This window comes from Floricoccus penangensis (assembly GCF_001832885.1).
Lineage (GTDB): Bacteria > Bacillota > Bacilli > Lactobacillales > Streptococcaceae > Floricoccus > Floricoccus penangensis.
In genome coordinates this window covers 126933-147160 of the sequence record NZ_MKIQ01000028.1, presented here as the reverse complement: position 1 = coordinate 147160, position 20228 = coordinate 126933, and the positions used below count along the sequence as shown (strand labels likewise).

Genomic DNA, 20228 nt, shown 5'->3' with positions numbered 1-20228 from the left:
CACATACCCTATACTTTATTTATAAAAAAATAGGAATGGAGTATAGAATGAAAAAATATATTTTAAAGCATAAGGGACTAAATATACTGTTATTAACAATTATAATTGTTATTGCCACTATGCAGACATCAGCAAGTCTACTAATAATTCCTTTAACATCAGCATTAAAAAGTGGGGAAAGTTTGAAGTTTTTCAAGTTAATTGTAGTTTTAGGATTATTATATTTAATATGGATTATTGCTAATTTTTTTAAAATCATATTGCAAGCAAATATTACACAAATACAAATTAATGATATTAGAAATGATATTTTAGTTAATATATCTAATATGGATTACCAAGAGTTTCATTCTAGAAAGGCTGAAGATTATGTATCTTGGATAACTAATGATATGAACATGATAGAGACGGAAGTTTTTGATAATTATTATATTATTATTGAATGTATTATAGAAATAATATTAACTTTATTTGCATTTGCTCAGTTAAATTTAATAGTTTTAAGTTCGGTTTTTGTTCTTGGAACTATTATGGCAATAGTACCAAATATTTATAACAAAAAAATGAAAAAAGCGGTATCGAAAATTTCTGAAGAAAATGAAGAATTTACTTTTATATCGAATAATTATCTTACAGGCTTTGATCTTCTTTTTCATAACGGTAGGACATTAGTAATTATAACTAGGATAAGAAAGGTGTATGAAAAACTTAAGAAAGCTAAAATTAACCAATCTAAAGTTCAGGCAAGTATGATGGCATCTGTGTTATCTTTAAATGTTTTTGCACAGCTATCAACTCTTAGTTTTACAGGATACTACATAATCCAAGGAAGTCTTGCATTAGGAGCATTTATGACAGTTAGCAACCTATCATCAACCTTCTACAACAATATTCAATCAATGATTTCTGCATATTCACGCGCAAAAGCTAATGGTAATATCCTTGATAAGTATCCAGTTGTCGAAAGAGATGATTTAGGCATTTCAAAAGACTTTGATAATATTATAAGTTCCAAAAATCTGACTTTCAAATACAATGACAAATCAACTATCACTTACCCATCATTTACTTTTTCTAAAGGCAAAAAATACGCACTAATAGGATCAAGTGGATCAGGGAAATCTACACTTTTTAAACTTCTGATAGGAGATTTAAGAAAGTACCAAGGAAATTTAAACTTTGATAATGATTCATATAGTGAGTTAGATGTTTCAAGTTTACACAATAATATTTCAATAGTAGACCAATCTAGTCATATATTTTCTGACACAGTGAGAAATAATTTAACTTTGGGATTAGAATTTACTGATCAAGAGATTAGAGAAGCCACTGATAAAGCTCAAATTACAGATTATATTGAGAGTTTAGAAAACGGTTATGAAACCATTCTTAAAGACACGGGAGATTTATCTGGCGGTCAAGCTCAAAGAATATCGTTAGCAAGGGCATTACTTTTTAACCGTAATATTTTCTTAATTGACGAAGGTACAAGTAGTTTAGATAAGGAAAATGCAAGAAAAGTAGAAGATACAATTCTTAAGATGAAAGATAAGACAGTTATCATGATTACTCATCATCTACGTGAGGAAAGTAAGAAAGATTTTGATGAGGTTATTGAGCTTTCTTAGTTAAAAATCACGATATTCAATAAAAACAGTAAGAAATTAAAGGAAAATTATTAAATATGATAATTTTCCTTTTTAGTTAATTTTGTAGTCTATACTATGTCTATCAAGCGATGATAGGAGAAAGACATGAAAAAATATTTTCTAAAACACAAAGGACTGAACTTATTGCTAATAGTACTTTTGGTGATTCAAACAGGTATTAATACAATTACCAGTTTATTATTAATACCTATGATGAATTTTCTATCTAATCATAAGCAAGAAGACTTTATCAAGATTGTAATTATTATGGGAGTTTTGTTTATAGTTATGATTATTGTTGGAAATCTAGCACAAGTGTTGCAAGCTGATCTTACTCAAAGACAGGTAAATGATATTAGGGAAGACATCTTGACTAGTGTATCCAATATGGATTACGAGCAATTTCATTCGCATAAATCGGAAGAGTATGTTTCATGGCTTACGAATGATCTGGCCATGGTCGAGGCAGAAGGATTTAAAAATTACTATAGTATTATTGAAAATATAGTTGCTATAATCCTTACAGTTGCTGCCTTGACACAGCTTAATTGGACGATCACGATTACTGCAATTATCTTGGGTATAATCATGGCGGTAGCTCCAAGTATTTTTGATAAGAAAATGAGAAAGGCTGTAGAAAATATTTCTGAAAAAAATGAGTCATTTACTTCAATTTCTAATAACTACCTAACTGGTTTTGACTTATTATTTCATAATGAAAGGACTGTACTTTTAATTGAAAAAATTAAAAACAAGTATGAGGAATTGAAAGATTCAAAAGTTAAACAAGCCAAGGTTCAAGCAGCAATGATGGTTCTGATTTTATTCCTTAATATCATAGCTCAAATGACGATTATTGGAATGACAGGTTACTACATTTTATCAGGCTCATTGACCGTTGGAGCAATTATGACTGGCGGAAACCTATCAGGCTCACTCTACAATAGTATTCAAATAATGGTAGGAGCATATTCACGCGCAAAAGCTAATGGTAATATCCTTGATAAATATCCAGTCATTGAAAGAGATGATTCAGGTATATCTAAAGACTTTGATAATCTTATAAGCTCCAATAATCTGACTTACAAATACAACGACAAATCAACTATTACTTACCCTTCATTTACTTTTTCTAAAGGCAAAAAATACGCACTAATAGGAGCAAGTGGATCAGGAAAGACTACGCTCTTGAAACTTTTGATAGGAGACTTAAGAAAGTACCAAGGGAATTTGAATTTTGACAATGATCTATATAGTGAGTTAAATGTTTCAAGTCTACACAATAATATTTCAATAGTAGATCAATCTAGTCATATATTTTCAGACACGGTGAGAAATAATTTAACTTTGGGATTAGAATTTACTGATCAAGAAATTAAAGAAGCCACTGAGAAAGCTCAAATATCTGATTACATTAACAATCTCGAAGATGGCTATGATACAATTCTTAAAGATACAGGAGATTTATCTGGTGGGCAAGCTCAAAGACTATCACTAGCAAGAGCATTACTTTTTAACCGTAATATCTTCTTAATTGACGAAGGTACAAGTAGTTTAGATAAGGAAAATGCAAGGAAGGTTGAAGATACAATTCTTAAGATGAAAGATAAGACAGTTATAATGATTACCCACCATTTACGTGAAGAAAGCAAAAAGGATTTTGACCAGATTATTGAGTTGAGGTAAAATGGTTTTAAAGGAGCAATCAAATGACTTTTTTTGAAAAGATAGAGGATTATTATAAGGAAGCGACAGATATTGAACTTGTAGCTTTGAATGGTTCACGTGTTAACACAGAAGTCACACCAGATAAATTTCAAGATTATGATTTAGTTTTTTTTACAAATGATATAGCAAAATATCGTGATAATCCTTCTTTTCTTGAACGCTTTGGAAAAATAATGATTATGACTGAACCTGATGGTGAGGGACAAGCTGGTCCTCTTATGTATCCTAATAAAGAGGGATATACATACTTAGTTCAATACGAAGATGGTAACCGTTTAGACTTACAAATAATGGATATGTCCTTACTCAAAAATTATCCTACAGAAGATAGTCTAACTAAAATTATCTTTGATAAAAAAGGATTAATTGAATCTGAAATTATTCCCAATGCTCGCGATTATTATCTTATAAAACCAAGCCAGCTTGAAATTGAAAATTCTGTTAAAGAATTTTATTGGCAATTTAATAATGTATTAAAGGCGAATCTGAGGGGACAATTTCTTTATAGTCAAGAGATATTAAATCTTGTTAGAGACGAGTTGAACTTGCTTATATCTTGGGATATTGGCTTTGAATATGGTTTTGAAAGGAATCTTGGCAAAGCAAATAATAAAATTTTAGATTTTATTGATATGGAAGATGCGAGATTGCTTAAGGAGTCGTATGATACGAGTAGCGAGCAAAAGATATTTTCAGCATTGAGAACATTGAAAAACTTAGAAATTAAGTATTTAAAAGAGCTTGATAAGTTAAGTATTTATACAATGGATGATTTGCTTAATTTGAGTGATGTTCCAGTCAAATATTTACAATCCATGGGAGTGACTGATGAGATTATCAAATGAGGAAATTGGTGAGTTTTTTAGAGATGTCAGAAAAGCACGTAGTTTAAAACTTAAGGACTTGGCAAATGAGCAAGTAACTCTTGCGCAACTCTCTAAGTTTGAACGTGGGGAGACAGTTTTATCCTTTGATCGGCTTTTATCTGTGATTGATCGTTTAAATATGACCTTTGAAGAATTTTCTTATATGGCAAATGCTTATCAGCAGCCAACTTTTCACGAATTTTATGACAAGGCAATTAAGGCAGCTCAATTCCAAAATGTAAATGCTCTACAAAATATGTTAGATATTGAACTCGCAAAAAATAATCCGAACTTTACTGATAAGATTAATCAAATCTATATACGAAATTTTCAAGGAAAATTATCAGATGACGATAAAAAATTTGTAATTAATTATTTGATGGCAGTAGATAATTGGACTTTTTATGAGTTGTTGCTTTTTAACGATACACTATCAAAATTAAAAATTGACGCAGTAGATACTTTAGCTAAAGAAATGATTTCACGCACTAATTTTTATAAAGATATATATCAGAATAAGAAACTTTTTTTAACAATTTTAATAAATGTTTATCGCTTTATGATTAAACATGATGAAAGGGTTAAAGCGCTCTTTTATCAAAGGGTAGTTGAAGAAAATATATCAGAAGGATTTACAATTGAAAAAATAGTTTTTGATTTTATCAAACAAATATTTTTGTTTAGCTTTGCTGATACTCAATCAAACAAAGAAGAATTAAAATTAAAAATGAAAGAGATTATTATTGCTTATGAAAAATTAGATTTTCCAGCCATTGCAAAAAGATTAAGAGAAGAACTAGATGAATTAGAAACATAATATATAGTAACTAAAAAATAGATTGATACATCATTGCGATTTATACTATAAGCTTACTTATTAAGTGTAATCAACAGTGTAGGAAGACGAAAATATTTGTATTTAAATCAACTATATTCATATAGGAACTAAAAAAACCAAATCAAAATCGATTTGGTATTTTTTATCCTAGCATGGACATAGAAGCAAATGTTACCATGCAATTCCACAGCGCGTGGACTGACATGTTAACATATATATTCCGATGTTTATAATAAGGTATTGTAAGAGCTGCGGACATTGCTAAGTAAGGAATGAGACTTAACAAATCACTTGAACCGTGGATATGAAGTAATGCAAATATTAGCATAGAAACAATAACAGCAGTTTTAGGATGTTTGGGTAATAGAAGTTCGAAAATACCAGCACGAAATACTAGTTCTTCAAAGAAACCTGCTGAGATAGTTGTAAGTGCAAAAGCATAAAATGGAACTTTTGACATTAACTCATTAAGAGTTGTCTGATTTGCGGTGTCAGTGCTTCCTAAAAACTGTGAAATAATGCTAGAGGCTGCTGAAGCAATGAAAAGGATAATAAATCCTTGTGCAATCTTACTAAGATTAAAGTATTTAATGTTTATTTTAGGTATTATCTGTAAATATATTGCGTAATAGTAAGTTGCAAGTATTGTAATTAGAAGTCCTGCTATAAATAAAATATTGGATATTGGGGGACTAGTGAACTTATGTACTAGCATTAAAAGAACCATTGGAACTTGACTTAGAATAAAAAGTCCAATCCAATTTGCTTTCCATATGACAATCTTAAGAAAGTTTATAATTTTTTTTAGTATATTCATGCTTGTATTTTAGCAGAGTAAATTAATTTTGTATATAAAAAAAGCCATATCAGGCTTTTAATCTTAATACTTACTATTTTGAATTTAAGTTGTGTATTTTTACGTAATTTTATTTTAAAATACTTTATTGAATTTTCTTTTTGAAGGAGCTATGTATCAAAGAAATACCTGTGTAAATTACTATTACAATTGTTACTTTTTTGAGTAGTTCAATATCAATTCCTGTTAGTACTTTGGCTGCGATAAATACTCCTATAATACCACCAAGTATCATACCAAGAAGCCCGTTCCACTCAACTCGGTCTCTTTTAATGAATTCTTGCGAGCTAGTAACCATAACCATTGCAGCATCAAGCATCATTACAGGTAATGCTATCAAAGGGTTTACTCCAGCAAGTGAAAAGAATACAAGTTCAGGTGCATAGTTTCCAAGTCCCATAGTCATGAGGATCCCTAGGGTAAAGTTGAAGATGATTCCGGCTACTAGCCATGTACCATGAAGTCCATGAACTTCAATAGAATTACTTGTCCCTGGATCAAATATCATTCTTATAATCATTACGATAGCAGCAATTAAAAGAAGAAATCCTAAAGTTCTTTGGACAAGCTTGGCATTCCAGTTTTTCGTAACTCGTGTTCCGATGAATGCTCCAAGAATCGCTGAAGATGTCATCAGAATAAGTGTTGGCATCTCAACTTTTACCGCCGTGATGAAAAATAATGCTTCAAATAATACTGGAATTGCATGTGCTACGGTCATAGTTCCAGGCAAGAATTTGTCGTCTTTGATAAATTTGGTTGCTTTGAAAAGAGTTGTTGTTGTAGCAAAAGAGCCAATACCCCATGTATCAAGTAAGTCTGTAATAAAACCTATTAAAAAAGCCGTAATAAATTTCTTAGGTGTTCCGACAATATTGATTTTTTTAGCGTATACATGTTTGAATATTGTGTATGCTGTAAAAATAATAGATATAATAACAATAATTTTAATAATATGTAGTAAAAAATTTTCAGTCATATTGGTATTTTATATATAAATATGACTGAGGTCAATTGATTTTGAATAATTATCAGAAAATAGACTATATTTTGTTTATATTTATAATAAATTTGTAAAGTAAATTACATATTAAATCCTTTGACAAAAGCGTAAATTATAAATACAATATACATTATAGGTGCTCTATCGCCCTTTTTTTATGGCCTGAGCACAATCATAAGGAGATGTGATGAATAAAATCATAAATGATATAAATAATTTTATTCCCACTGTACGTGTAAACAATAGAGATCTTAATATCGACTTTTACCAACAGTTTTTCGGGTTTAAAAATTTATATGAAGAAAATGCTATCGCAATACTTGGTGGATATGCCAATAGAGAAGAAAAACTTATTTTAGAAGAGTCTCCAAGTATGTGGACTAGGAAAGTTTCTGATGGACATAAGAAATTAAATCGTTTATCCTTTAAAGCTAAACAAGATGAGATATTAGAATTGATGAAAAAACATGATAGTTTACATGATATAAAATATTATAAAGGAAAAAATGGATATGCTTTTGAAGCATCTTCTCCTGAAAATGATTTGATTTTAATCCATTCTGAAGATAATCTGTCAAATTTAGAACGTATTGAAAGAAACCCCATGGAATTATACGTTTCAGATATTAATTTTCGAGGATTATCAGTGTTCAGCGTTAGCGATATAGATATTAATGTTCCTGATGTTGATAAGGCGATGGAATTTTATATTAAAGTATTTGGTATTATGCCAGAAGGAAATACAATTACTCTACCATTTGTTCGTATTAATTTTATTGAATCAAACGGAGCTGACTTACTTGTAGATGCTGCGGACACATGGGATTTAGAAATCTTAGAATTGAATGTTCCTGAAGACTTTGACTTAAAAGAAGCAAATGAACGTTTTGAAGCATATGGTTATGAAACTTATGTTGATAAACCAGGTAAAATATTAAGTGTTAAAGACAATTCAGGTATTGAAACATGGTTTCAAAGAAGTAAGGTAAAGTCTTAAAATGCAAGAAACAATCAAAAAAATAAAAGAATATATAGCGTCTGGCGTCTTTCCAGGCGCTTCTTTTGCAACTATTGATGAAAATATAACTCATAGATATTATCTAGGAAATCAACAAGTTAAACCTTATCAGAAGTTTACTAGACCAAATTTAATTTATGACTTAGCAAGTGTAAGTAAGGTTGTAGGCGTTGGTACCATAATAATTAGGGATTATTTTAGAGGCAATATTGATATTTATAAATCTCTGAAAGATTATTATCCAGCCTTTCATGATGACAAATTGAAAGTGGTTGAATTCTTGACCCATACAAGTGGGGTCGATCCGTATATTGAAAATCGTGATAGCCTTAACGCTCAAGAATTAAAGCAAGCAATGAATAATATTAGTATTACTCCAGATAAAAAATTCAAGTATACCGATGTTAATTTTCTTCTTTTAGGTTTCATGCTTGAAGAAATTTATGGAAAAAATTTAAAGGATATTATTCATGAAGAAGTATTTGTACCTTTTGATATGAGTGAAACGTCCTATGGACCAGTTGAAAATGCAGTTCTTACTTCCCTAGATATCCAAAGAGGGCAAATTCATGATCCAAAAGCTAGATTACTTGGGACCCATGCAGGTAGCGCAGGAATATTTTCAAGCATTGTTGATTTAGAAAAATTTGTCAGAAATTATTTATTTAATGAATATTATTTTTCAGATAATATTGAAAAGCTGAATGAAAATTTTTCTATGCAAGATAAGGAGAGAAGTCTAGCCTGGGATTTAAGAAATGGATGGCTACTTCATACAGGATATACTGGTACCTTTATACTCATTAATTTAAAAGAGAAAAAAGCGATAATCTTTTTAAGTAATAGAGTTCATTTAAAGGATGAAAGAGCAAAGTGGATAGAAGATCGTGATCTTTTAATTGATATAATGATAAATGAATTATAAAGAAGTAAAAATTCTCATTTTATTTTCATTAATATTTTGATAGAATAATGAAAATAATAGTGTTCCGATCATTATTGACAAAAATTAGGGAGAAATAATTTAATGGATAAAAATGGGCTCAAACGAGAAGTTGGTTTGATGGGTGCTCTATCTACTGTTGTTGGAACAGTGATTGGGGCTGGTGTATTCTTTAAAATTGCCTCAATGGCTGAACGAACGGGGAGTGCAAATTTAATAATTCTTGCTTGGATATTGGCAGGAACTTTTACAGTTGCTGGAGGACTTACGGTCGCTGAATTGGCTACTATGTTTCCTGAAACTGGAGGAGCAGTAAAGTATCTTGAAAAGGCATATGGTGGTTTAGTCGGTTACCTCTTTGCTTGGATTCAGACTTTGATATACTATCCAGCTTCAATCGCAGCTTTAGCGATTATATGGGCAACTCAATTTACAAATTTATTTGGAATGAAGCAAGGTAATAATATTATTTTTATTAGCTTAATAATTCTTGTATCAATTATTGCCTTAAATTCGCTAGGAACTAGAGTAGCTAGTTTTAGTCAATCATTATTTACAGTGTTGAAATTGATTCCAATCGCTTTAATTATTATTTTTGGTTTACTTTCAAAAGCTGAAGTTCATTTTTCTTTATTCCCATTCACTGCAGGGAAAGACATTAATTTTGTTACTGGGCTTGGAGGAGCAATAGTAGCAAGTATGTTTGCATTTGATGGATGGATTGGTGTAGGAAATATTGCAGGTGAGATGAAGCATCCTGAGCGTGATCTTCCTAAGGCCATAATTGGTGGACTTAGTCTAATAATGTTTATTTATATAGCCATAAGTTTTGTAATGCTCAAATTTATGCCAGTTGAAGCAATTGCTGGAAATAAAAATACGGCAAGTGAAGTGGCTCAAATGATTTTTGGAAATTTTGGGGGCAAACTTGTAACAATTGGAATTTTGATATCTGTATATGGTGCTATGAATGGTTATACCTTCTCTGCTGTGCGCGTACCATACACCATTGCTTTAGAAGAAAATTTACCAAAATATAAGTTTTTCCAAAAGCTAAATAGGTTTTCAAGTCCTTTCAATGCTTCATTGATTATTGGGGTTATGTCATCATTAATGATTTTAACTAAACAATTCGATATGCTAACTGACTTAGTCATTTTTGTTACTTGGGGGTTCTCACTTTTATTATTTATTTCAGTCTTTAAGTTTAGAAAGACTATGCCAAATGCTAATAGACCTTATAAAGTAATTGGATATCCACTAGTTCCAATAATTGCAATAGTTGGTGCTTTATATATTATGTATAGCTCGTTAACAACAAATTTCACCTTATCAATGATAGGAATTGGTGCAACATTACTTGGAATACCAGCTTACTATTTAACTGTTAAGAATAAAAAATAACCTTGGAAGACATTTAACCTTCCAAGGTTATTTTATGATATATATTTATATTGAAAATACAAAACTTATATTAAAAATTATTTTACATTACGGATTTTAAAACTTCCTTTTGTTTCTCCCATTTCCCATGTATTGATGTCATTTACTTCCTTAACATCAAATTTATAGATAGAAGATTTATCATAGGAGCTAAAATCAATAGTGATTTCAAAAGATTGTAAATTTCCGTTGCTTTCCTCTGTAGATTCAATAATAGGTTTCACTACTTTTTCTCCATTATAAACTTCTACATAGTATGGTTTGGACGTTTCATTTTTTATTGAAAATTTAACTGTAGTTTGTAAGGCATCATTATCTACTGATATATTATTTATATTGCGATCATCAAAAATTTTAACTTTAGACTTGTTAATAACTGGTTTATTAGAAATTTTGAAAATCCAATCTCCTTCAAATTTTAAAGCAGTTGGAAGTTCGTAAGGAGGCTCACCGTTTTGAATGTTACTATTTAATATTTCGTAATCACCCCATGAAAGGCTTTTAATATTAAGAAACAACTTTGCCTCTTCAGCTATTCTATCACTAGTAAATGTTGAGATTACAGATCCATATAAGGTATTTCCTTCTATACGATACGTAGAATATGAGAAATATCCACCTTCTGTCTCTTGAGATTTATTTGTTGAATCAGATAATGTATATTCAATGTCTTGATTCCCTTCACGATGTTTGGGATCAAATTCCTTTTGTTTATTTATTAATTCTTTGATTGTATTTAGTTCATCATCTGAAAGTTTAATTTTATAATCGAATGCGTATTTTTTTGGTGTGGATACAAATTTTGTCAAAGTTATTTTTTTTGAATTACTTTCGCTTATGATGTCTTGAGAAGTGTCTATTCCTTTTTCTTCAACCTTAGACACAGCGATATCATTACTAATTCCAAAGATATCCATGAAAGCAGAGGCAATTTCATGATTAAATAATATAAAAATGGATATTATTGCTGCGGTTAAAAGAATAAAAATATATTTTTTATTTGTGTATTTTTTCGATCCTATATTATTTTTAAAAATAGAAATTCTATCTTCTTCTAATTTATCAGCAATATCTTTTGGGACATCATTTTCTTCTTTTAAAAAATTAAGAATATTTTTTTCATCTTTCATAACTATCATCCTCCATTTGTATTTTTAACTTACCTCGGGCTCTGGCAAGTCGAGTCTTCACAGTATTGCTTGAAGTATTGGTTAGATCTGCAATTTCTGTAATAGAAAACCCTGAGTAGTAGTAGAAGACTATTGGGATACGATATAGCTCAGAAAGATTGCTAATTTGTTCATACATTTCAATACTATATGATGGTTCAGAGATGCTTTCAAAACCATTTTTATTGAAATCGATAATTTTTTTATTTTTTCTTAATATATCATTTGCCTTATTTATCATGATTTTAAACATCCATGATTTAAAGGCTGAATTATCTTTTAATTTTTTAATATTTAACCAAGCACTAATTTGGGTGTCTTGGAGACAATCAAGTACATCATCATTGTTCAATAATATTTTATATGCTGAATTATAAAGAATCTTCTCGTAAGATTTAGTGAGCTCACAAAAAGCATCACCATTTTTCTTTCGAGCTTTTTTCACTAAGTAAATTTCCCTTTTTTTATCCATACTATTCTCCTTACTATATATTAGACGGAAATAAGACCTAGAAAGTTTCATAAAAAGTTTAAAAAAATAAACAACAAAAAATGAATTAAACTTGGTACTTTTAAGTTTAATTCATTTATAGAAAAACTAAGACTATTTTTTACCACCAAATGGTGAATTATCAAATGTTTCTTTCATTCGATTGGTAATTTTTTTCATTTCATCGAGTCGTGGATCAACCTGTAGACGGTATTCTTTATATGATCTATCAAGTTGAGTCATAGCGACTTTAACATCTACTAGTTGACGATCAAGTTTTTTCTTATCGTCACTAATATCGTGTGTACCATCCCATAAATCCTTGATGTTAGTAGCTTGAGCCTTTAAATCCTGCCCAATACCAACGAAATATTTTTTAATACCTTCAAACATAAAATCCTCCTTAATGTCTTAGAAACGGATTTTTTCAGCTAGTTCAGCTAAATCAAATTTGTCCATATTGTTAGTAAATTCAATCTTAAGACCATCAGCAACATCATAGCGAGGAATTAAGTGGACATGAGTGTGGAAAACAGTTTGCCCAGCAATTTCTTCATTATTTTGTAAAATATTCATACCTGTAGCACCAGTCTTTTCCTTTACTGCACGCGCAATAGCAGGAACCTTAGCAAACAATGTTTTGGCTTGTTTCTCAGTCATTGCAAGAACATTTTTACTATGCTCTTTAGGAACAACTAAAGTGTGCCCAGGTGTAGTTTGAGTTATATCTAAAAATGCAAGCACATCATCGTCTTCATATACTTTGTATGAAGGAATTTCACCAGCAACAATTTTACAGAAAATACAGTCGTTCATAAATTTTCTCCCAGAATTTGTTATAATTATATTATAGCAAAAGCTTAACAATAAGTCTTGTAAAGAAAAAAGAGCTATTCAGTACTGAAAAATTAACAAAAAGATTCTTAAACAATAAATTACAACTTAACCATACATGGCCCAGATTTTCTAGGCATTATAATAATAAAAACGGAGAAACTATGACTTTAGAAGTAAAAAATTTATCTGGTGGATACTTTGGTTCACAAGTTCTAAAAGATGTTAACTTTAATATAGATAATGGACAATTAGTCGGACTAATAGGGTTAAATGGTGCAGGTAAATCAACAACTATACAAGAAATTATCGGACTTCTAACACCATACTCAGGTGAAATTAAAATAAATGATAAAAAAATTACAGATGGTGTAGATTCATATCGCAAGCAAATAGGCTTTATTCCTGAAACACCTTCATTATATGAAGAACTAACCCTGAAAGAACATATTGAAGTAACTGCGATGGCCTATGATATCCCAAAAGAGCTTGCTTTTGAACGAGCAAATAAACTTTTGGAAACATTTCGCTTAGCAGACAAACTTGACTGGTTTCCGACAAACTTTTCAAAAGGTATGAAACAGAAAGTTATGATTATTTGTGCATTTTTAACTAACCCAAACCTTTACATTATTGATGAGCCATTCTTAGGTTTAGACCCACTAGCAATTCAAGATTTGATCGATTTAATGATTGAAATGAAAACTCAAGGTGCATCAATCCTTATGAGTACTCATATTCTTTCAACAGCTGAAAAATTCTGTGATAAATTCATTGTTTTGCATGACGGAACAGTAGTAGGAGATGGAACGATTGAAGATTTGCGTGAAAAATTCAAGATGCCAAATGCCAGTCTTGATGATATTTATATTGCCTTAACGAAAGGTGTTGCCCATGCATAAACTCTTTTCGAAAAGAAGGCAAGATTTTTACAAGCAAAATAGTAAATATCTCCGTTATGTCTTCAATGATCATTTTGTAATACTTCTCTTTTTGATGATGGGTTTTCTAATGGTCCAATATGCACAATTTATCAGAACTATTCCAGAAAATTGGTTCTGGGGTAAAATTATAGTTGTACTTATTTCCTTAGTAGCTCTTATATTTGGAAATCTAGCAACATTTATTGAAGAAGCTGATAAACAATTTCTTTTACCAAAAGAAGAAGAAGTTAAACAACATATCAGATCTTCAGTACAAAAGTCTATGATATTCCCAGTGATTTTATTTTTTGTAACGGCCTTAATTCTTTATCCAATATCAGCAAAATCTTTTATGGCTGGACTCTGGCTACCAATCTTTCAGGTAATTATATTAGTTACTATTAAATATTTATTACTAATACAAAAATCTAATTCTTATGTTAAAAATAATTTACTTAACTGGGATAAAGCCATTGATGATGAGAAGAAACGTCAAACTAATATTTTGAAAATTTATAGTCAATTTGTTGATGTTCCAGGTATTAAACCTGTCGTTAAAAGGCGAAAAGTCTTTGATGGATTATTGAAGTTTATTAAAAAAGAACATAAAAATACCTATCTATATCTTTTCGCTCGTCATTTTCTTCGTACGGGAGACTATCTTGGGCTTTATATGAGACTTGGAATCCTATCAATTATATTACTATTTGCAGTATCATCTCCAATAATTTCATTGGTTGGAGTTTTATTTATAAATTTCATTCTATTATTTCAATTAATACCCATTAAGAAATCATACGACTATCAAGTATTAAATAGGATTTATCCAATTTCAAAAGAAGAGAAGAGTAAAAGTCTTAAGCAATTACTTATGGTCTTGATGACTCTTTTAGCACTTGTGCAAACAATAGTTGCCATTTTTACATTTAAAAAAATAATCTTTGTTCCTTTAATTATAATTGGAACACTTGCTGTATTGTTGTTTTACACAAGTCGCAAGGTTGACTGAAAGAGCCTAAAACGGTACAATAAGAGGAACTAGGTTGATTTTACACTAATTGACCGATATCATGAGAATCTAGGAAGTTTTTTGTATGTTACAATCTGATGAAAATTGGCAGTTAACTCCTGTTAAAGGGTCAACTGGTAATACTTTTTACGGCACTCTTGGATCTCAACAGGCCTTCATAAAACGAAATGCTACCCCACTTTTGGCAGCAGTAGCAAGGGAAGAAATTGCGCCTAAGCTTTTATGGAGCCGCCGTACCCGAACTGGTGATACGCTTAGTGCTCAAGAGTGGATAAACGGTGGAGTTTTAACATCTGCTGAGATGACAGATAATCAGATTAATATAGTCCTTGGTAAGTTACATAGAAGTAGAAACTTAGTGGATACTTTTATGAAGATGGGAAACCTGGCTTTTGGACCTACGGAACTATTAAATGATTGTTATCAAGATAGCCATGAAAATATAGAAAAAAATTCATTCTTAAAGAATATCTTTGACAAAATGAGAGAGGATATTCCGCCTTTTGATGTGCGCGAATGTGTGGTTGTGCATGGTGATGTAAATCATAAGAATTGGATTCGTTCAAATACGCAGAAGATTTATCTAGTTGACTGGGAAACTGCAATGCTTGCTGATCCATTAGTGGATGTGTCCCATATTTTGTCACATTATATTGATCCAAGAAATTGGAACACATGGCTTGTATATTCAGGATACAAATTGCGACCTGAACTTTTAAAGAGTATTTTGTGGTATGGTCAACTTTCATTCTTCCGTCAGATTGCCTTATATTTTAAGGAAGATGATATCTATAGGGTCAACCGAGAAATTTATGGCTTGAGAAAATTTTGTGAAGCCTTTGAAAATATTTAGTTAAGAGGAAATAAATAATGCGAGTACGCAACCGCAAAGGTAGTGCAGAATACATTGAAAATAATCCCCAATTTGTAGTGTCAAATCCAAAAGAATATAAAGGACGCTGGCATGAAAAATTTGGAAATGATAATCCTATTCATATTGAAGTAGGAAGTGGTAAAGGTGCATTTGTAACTGGAATGGCAGCCTTAAACCCAGATATTAATTACATTGGAATTGATATGCAACTTAGTGTTTTAAGTTATGCTCTTGATAAGGTGATCGAAGCAGAGCTTCCAAATGTACAATTACTTCATGTAGACGGAAGTGATTTAACAGACTATTTTGCTGATGGAGAAATTGATCTTCTATATCTAAACTTTTCAGATCCATGGCCAAAAACACGTCATGAGAAAAGAAGACTTACATATAAATCATTCTTAAAAACTTTTGAACAAATCCTTGTCGATAAAGGAGAAATCCACTTTAAAACTGACAATCGAGGATTATTTGAATATAGTCTAGCTTCAATGAGTCAATATGGAATGATAATCAAGCAAGTTTGGCTAGATTTACATGCAACTGACTTCCCAGATAATGTAATGACCGAGTATGAAGCGAAATTTTCATCAAAAGGTCAAGTAATATATCGAGTAGAAGCACAATATAAGTGAAAAAAGGTGCTAATATGACTGTTCAGCTTTCGTAGGTAAGAAACTAGGCGATTTATTTACTTTGATTGTTAATCAAAGTCGTCTAGTTGCTTACAGAAAGAAAGCTAGGAATATTAGCCCGATAATGAAAAGGCGCTTAACCGACTGTTAAAGATTTCTAAACAACGAATCTTGCAGTTTATTAACTTTAAACGAAGTTTAAAGCTGTGAGATGAGTAGTTGAAGAAATCTTAGGAGGATAAGCCCGATAATAAAAAGTTGCTATTCCGCTGGTAGTTTCAATGTCGATAAAACATTAGCAAATAAATTTGATTGTTTTAATCGCAATATGACTGTTCAGTATTTGAGTAGTTAAGCACCGAAAAAATAAAGAAAAGGTTGTGTCTAACACGTAAAAAGGATTTAATATGCGTTGTCCAAAGTGTCAAAATGAAAGTTCAAAAGTAGTGGACTCAAGACAGGCAGAAGATGGTCGAGCAATTCGACGTCGTCGTGAATGTGAAAACTGTGGTAACCGATTTACAACTTTTGAGCGCATTGAAGAAATGCCCCTTCTTGTTATTAAAAAAGATGAAAGTCGTGAAGTCTTTAACCGCGATAAGATTCTTAATGGAATTATCCGTAGTGCTCAAAAACGCCCTGTATCTATAGAAGATATGGAAAGGACTGTTGAGCGAGTTGAACAAAAGGTAAGAGCTCTAGGCGAAAATGAAGTCAAAGCAGATGTTATTGGTGGATTCGTAATGGAAGAACTTGCTGAACTTGATGAAATCACTTATGTTCGATTTGCGAGTGTTTATCGTAGCTTTAAAGATGTAAGTGAATTAGAAGATCTTTTGAGGAATATAACAAACAAAGGAATTGATCCAAAAAAATAATTATTTACCTACCTGTTTATTTCATAGATTATAAGAAAATATAAGGAGATATCATGCAAATTAGACCTGCAGATCAAATTAATTTTATAAATAAAAACAGATTAGCTTGGTCGGCTGATGTCTTAATGCGCTTTTATCTACCAATTATTGGGCGAGATGCAGTCGCTCTTTATCAATATTTGACGACATCTGATTCCGTACGCGTTTCAGATGTTTTAAATCACTTAAATATCGGGATCATTGATTTTAACGATTGCTTAGATAAATTGACTGCTATGAACTTGCTTGACGTATATACTGATAGGAAGTCATATCAACTTGAGTTGAAAAGTCCTAAAAATCCAAATGATTTTCTAGCTGACGAATTTTATTCAAGACTTTTACTTAGCAGAGTTGGAGAACAAGCTTTTGAAAAGATAGCTGAATATGTTCAGCCCTTTGAGACTAAGCTTTCTAAGAAATTCTCTGATGTCTTTAAGATTAATTTTAGTGGTACTGTGGAAAGCATTGCTGAGAATAAGACAGATAAAAATGGCTTTGATTTAACAAGTTTTCAAAATATAATGCGACAAAGACATCTTGGTTTTGCAAATAAAGAAGTCGATGTTCTTAGAATTTACGAGTTAGCTGATAAATATAATTTCGATTGGTATGACTTATTTAAGATTGCTGAAAAAACAGCTAATGCCAACAGCACAATTAATATTGATGCTATTATTCTTGAAATAACTAAACCAGATGAGGAAAAACCTGACTTATCAACTTTTTCTCCAGATGAAAGGCAATTAATCATGATTGCTAAGGAAGTTGAGCCAGAAGTATTTTTAAATAGCCTTAAATCTCAAGAAGGTGGCTTTGTAACTAAGCAGGAAAGAGAAATATTATTAAGGCTTACTAGACTTGCAGTTGAGCCTGAGGTTCAAAATATTTTGATTCACTACTCATTAATTCAAACTGCACAATCTAGTTTGAATGAAAAATTTGTTGATCGAGTAGCCAATGATTGGAAAAGAAATAATGTAAGTTCTGCAGAACTAGCCCTTAAAAGAATTGAAAGTTTTAAGGAAAATCAAACTAGTAATAATTCAAAAACAAATAATAACTATAAACAAAATAATAGTTTTGATTCGACTAAATCTAGTGCTAAAGTTCCAGAGTGGCACAATGAAACCACGAAGAATATGACGACTGATCAAGACTTACTTGCCTTAGAAAAATTAAGACAGGAAGCTTTGAAGGATATACAGGGAGTAGGTGATTAAGATGGAAAAAATCGGTGATATTTTGAACAGTAGACCGGGTATGAGAGAAGAGTACGACCGTCTAATTGCTACTGTAATGGGAAACAAGAAGATTCAAGAGTTTATTCAAGAGCAAAAGATGACACCTGAGCAGGTTAGTCGTTCTTATTCAAAGTTTTATGAATATATTCAGGAGCACGAGAAGTTTCTGAGTAATGATCCTAAGTACGCTACTAAAGGATATGAACCCGTTTTAGTTATGAATCATGGTTATGCGGACGTTTCTTATATGGTAACACCAGAACTTGAAAGTCAGCAAAAAGAAGCTAATCAACGTCGTCGTGTTAGGCTTGTTGGTCTGCCGAAGAGTTTTAAGGACATTGATTGGGCTGATGTTGCTATTGATGATACTAGACGTGTTGATGCATACAAGGCTATATCTGCTTTCATAAAAGATTTTAATAAGCACGCAAAAGGATACTATATATATGGTGACTTTGGTGTGGGAAAATCTTTCATCATGGCTGCAATGGCGCGTGAGCTGGCTAAAAAGGGTGTAAGTACAACTATTATACACTATCCAACTTTTACCATTGATGTTAGAAATTCCATTAAAACTGATGGTGGTGTCAAACAAATGATTGATGATGTCAAAGGTGTGGACGTCTTAGTGCTAGATGACATTGGAGCGGAGCAGTCAAGTTCTTGGCTTCGTGATGAGGTCTTGCAGGTTATTCTTCAGTACCGTATGCAAGAAGATTTACCAACGTTTTTCACATCAAATCTTGATATAGCTGGTTTAGAAAAGCACTTGGCGGAGACAAAAAATGCTAATGAAGTATGGCCAGCAAAGAGAGTTATGGAACGTGTACGTTATTTAACAAAAGAGCTACGTTTAGAAGGAGAAAATCGTCGTTATGAATGAAACTATTGATTTAATGAAAAAACATGTGTCAGTAAGAAATTTTACAGATGAAAAAATCCCTGCGGATGTGTTGAAAGAAATTATTGAAGCTGGTCAAGCTGCTTCAACATGGAAAAATTTTCAATCATATTCAATCGTTCTGGTTCAAAGTGATGAGCAAAAACAAGCTTTGTTTGATGTTCAAGCTCAAAAATCAATTCTTGGATGTTCAGCATTCTTAGTTATGGTTGGAGATTTGAATCGTGCTCAAAAAGCTGTTAATATGTATCAAGAAGAGTTTCATCCAGAAGGTGTAGAAAATCTACTTATTTCAAGTGTAGATGCTGCTCTTGCTGGTCAAAATATTTTGTTAGCTGCTGAAAGTCTAGGATACTCAGGTGTAATGGTAGGCTTAATTAGAGAGAAATCAAAAGAATTTTCTCAAGTTCTTGGTTTACCAGACTATACTTACCCAGTATTTGGTATTGCTTTAGGAAAAGCTTCTCGTGTAAATGAAGTTAAACCTCGTTTACCATATGAAGTTGTGGTTTCAGATGAAAAGTATCAAGAAAATACTAAGGCTGATATTGAAGCTTATGATCAAGTTCAAGATGAATATTCAAATCACAGATTTAATAAATGGAGTGAGAGAATAGTTGAGCAATGGGGAAAACCTGAAGATTCAGCAACTCTTGAAAATTTAAAAGATAAAAAATTAATGTAAATTATATAAGATTTAGCCAATTGAATTTAAGACTTTGATATGGCTTAATAATTAAAAGGAATGAGGATGTTATGTAGGCCAAAATAGGGGCACAAGCAATCAATATTATAAAAAATATATTTCAGGTATTAAATTTGAAATTTTTAATAATTTTATACTTATAATTTTTCTTAGCCGATTTG

Annotated in this window: 21 protein-coding genes; 15 read left to right on the top strand and 6 right to left on the bottom strand. The window is 31.2% G+C overall.

The annotated features are described in order from the left end of the window. The first annotated feature begins 47 nt into the window (after positions 1–47). The 4 genes from BG262_RS07310 to BG262_RS07295 all read left to right on the top strand — a co-directional run bounded on the left by BG262_RS07310 (position 48) and on the right by BG262_RS07295 (position 5060). Positions 48–1628, top strand: a complete 1581-nt coding sequence (locus BG262_RS07310) for an ATP-binding cassette domain-containing protein (RefSeq protein ID WP_070788237.1) — start codon at positions 48–50, stop codon at positions 1626–1628. A 126-nt stretch (positions 1629–1754) separates the two neighbouring features. After that, on the top strand, positions 1755–3335 hold the full coding sequence (locus BG262_RS07305; RefSeq protein WP_070788236.1) for an ABC transporter ATP-binding protein: 1581 nt from the start codon (positions 1755–1757) through the stop codon (positions 3333–3335). 23 nt (positions 3336–3358) lie between these two features. Further along, positions 3359–4222 carry an aminoglycoside 6-adenylyltransferase gene (locus BG262_RS07300; RefSeq protein ID WP_070788235.1) on the top strand — a complete coding sequence of 288 codons (864 nt, stop codon included), beginning with the start codon at positions 3359–3361 and terminating at the stop codon, positions 4220–4222. Further along, entirely contained in the window at positions 4206–5060 is an 855-nt protein-coding gene (locus tag BG262_RS07295; protein ID WP_070788234.1) for a helix-turn-helix domain-containing protein, read from the top strand. Before BG262_RS07300 ends, BG262_RS07295 begins: the two co-directional genes overlap by 17 nt. Before the next feature lie 163 nt (positions 5061–5223). On the opposite strand, the gene BG262_RS07290 is transcribed toward BG262_RS07295, so the two are convergent. Continuing rightward, positions 5224–5898, bottom strand: a complete 675-nt coding sequence (locus tag BG262_RS07290; RefSeq protein WP_070788233.1) for a CPBP family intramembrane glutamic endopeptidase — start codon at positions 5896–5898, stop codon at positions 5224–5226. Between the two features lie 124 nt (positions 5899–6022). Further along, entirely contained in the window at positions 6023–6916 is an 894-nt protein-coding gene (locus BG262_RS07285; RefSeq protein WP_070788232.1) for a sulfite exporter TauE/SafE family protein, read from the bottom strand. A gap of 211 nt (positions 6917–7127) precedes the next feature. Here BG262_RS07285 and BG262_RS07280 point away from each other — a divergent pair, with 211 nt between their 5' ends. The 3 genes from BG262_RS07280 (at position 7128) to BG262_RS07270 (ending at position 10305) form a co-directional block, all read left to right on the top strand. Then, the gene (locus BG262_RS07280) at positions 7128–7937 is read left to right on the top strand and encodes a CppA N-terminal domain-containing protein (RefSeq protein ID WP_070788231.1); all 810 of its coding nucleotides are present in this window, start codon (positions 7128–7130) and stop codon (positions 7935–7937) included. Position 7938: 1 nt separating this feature from the next. Continuing rightward, on the top strand, positions 7939–8883 hold the full coding sequence (locus BG262_RS07275; RefSeq protein ID WP_070788230.1) for a serine hydrolase domain-containing protein: 945 nt from the start codon (positions 7939–7941) through the stop codon (positions 8881–8883). A 102-nt stretch (positions 8884–8985) separates the two neighbouring features. Continuing rightward, positions 8986–10305, top strand: coding sequence for an APC family permease (locus BG262_RS07270; protein WP_070788229.1), 1320 nt, complete (start codon positions 8986–8988; stop codon positions 10303–10305). Between the two features lie 77 nt (positions 10306–10382). Here BG262_RS07270 and BG262_RS07265 read toward each other — a convergent pair whose 3' ends face one another. The 4 genes from BG262_RS07265 to BG262_RS07250 form a co-directional block, all read right to left on the bottom strand. Further along, the gene (locus tag BG262_RS07265; protein WP_070788228.1) at positions 10383–11474 is read right to left on the bottom strand and encodes a hypothetical protein; all 1092 of its coding nucleotides are present in this window, start codon (positions 11472–11474) and stop codon (positions 10383–10385) included. Beyond that, the gene (locus BG262_RS07260) at positions 11464–11985 is read right to left on the bottom strand and encodes an RNA polymerase sigma factor (protein WP_070788227.1); all 522 of its coding nucleotides are present in this window, start codon (positions 11983–11985) and stop codon (positions 11464–11466) included. The genes BG262_RS07265 and BG262_RS07260 overlap by 11 nt, the downstream gene beginning before the upstream one ends. Before the next feature lie 132 nt (positions 11986–12117). Beyond that, on the bottom strand, positions 12118–12396 hold the full coding sequence (locus BG262_RS07255; protein WP_070788226.1) for a hypothetical protein: 279 nt from the start codon (positions 12394–12396) through the stop codon (positions 12118–12120). An 18-nt stretch (positions 12397–12414) separates the two neighbouring features. Then, positions 12415–12819, bottom strand: coding sequence for an HIT family protein (locus tag BG262_RS07250; RefSeq protein WP_070788225.1), 405 nt, complete (start codon positions 12817–12819; stop codon positions 12415–12417). 182 nt (positions 12820–13001) lie between these two features. Between BG262_RS07250 and BG262_RS07245 the strand changes: the two genes are divergently transcribed. The 8 genes from BG262_RS07245 (at position 13002) to BG262_RS07210 (ending at position 20046) form a co-directional block, all read left to right on the top strand. After that, entirely contained in the window at positions 13002–13739 is a 738-nt protein-coding gene (locus tag BG262_RS07245) for an ABC transporter ATP-binding protein (protein ID WP_070788224.1), read from the top strand. Continuing rightward, a complete protein-coding gene (locus tag BG262_RS07240; RefSeq protein WP_070788223.1) occupies positions 13732–14769 on the top strand; it encodes an ABC transporter permease in 1038 nt (345 codons plus the stop codon). Before BG262_RS07245 ends, BG262_RS07240 begins: the two co-directional genes overlap by 8 nt. 85 nt (positions 14770–14854) lie before the next feature. Then, positions 14855–15643 (top strand): phosphotransferase family protein, encoded by a 789-nt coding sequence (locus tag BG262_RS07235; RefSeq protein ID WP_070788222.1) that lies wholly within the window; start codon positions 14855–14857, stop codon positions 15641–15643. Between the two features lie 17 nt (positions 15644–15660). Next, complete coding sequence (trmB, locus tag BG262_RS07230) at positions 15661–16299, top strand: tRNA (guanosine(46)-N7)-methyltransferase TrmB (RefSeq protein ID WP_070788221.1); 639 nt, start codon at positions 15661–15663, stop codon at positions 16297–16299. A gap of 407 nt (positions 16300–16706) precedes the next feature. Next, positions 16707–17177 (top strand): transcriptional regulator NrdR, encoded by a 471-nt coding sequence (nrdR, locus tag BG262_RS07225; RefSeq protein WP_070788220.1) that lies wholly within the window; start codon positions 16707–16709, stop codon positions 17175–17177. A gap of 53 nt (positions 17178–17230) precedes the next feature. Beyond that, the gene (locus BG262_RS07220; protein WP_083312937.1) at positions 17231–18439 is read left to right on the top strand and encodes a DnaD domain protein; all 1209 of its coding nucleotides are present in this window, start codon (positions 17231–17233) and stop codon (positions 18437–18439) included. Position 18440: 1 nt separating this feature from the next. Beyond that, complete coding sequence (gene dnaI, locus BG262_RS07215) at positions 18441–19343, top strand: primosomal protein DnaI (protein ID WP_070788219.1); 903 nt, start codon at positions 18441–18443, stop codon at positions 19341–19343. Beyond that, positions 19336–20046, top strand: a complete 711-nt coding sequence (locus BG262_RS07210; RefSeq protein WP_070788218.1) for a nitroreductase family protein — start codon at positions 19336–19338, stop codon at positions 20044–20046. Before dnaI ends, BG262_RS07210 begins: the two co-directional genes overlap by 8 nt. Positions 20047–20228 lie beyond the last annotated feature (182 nt).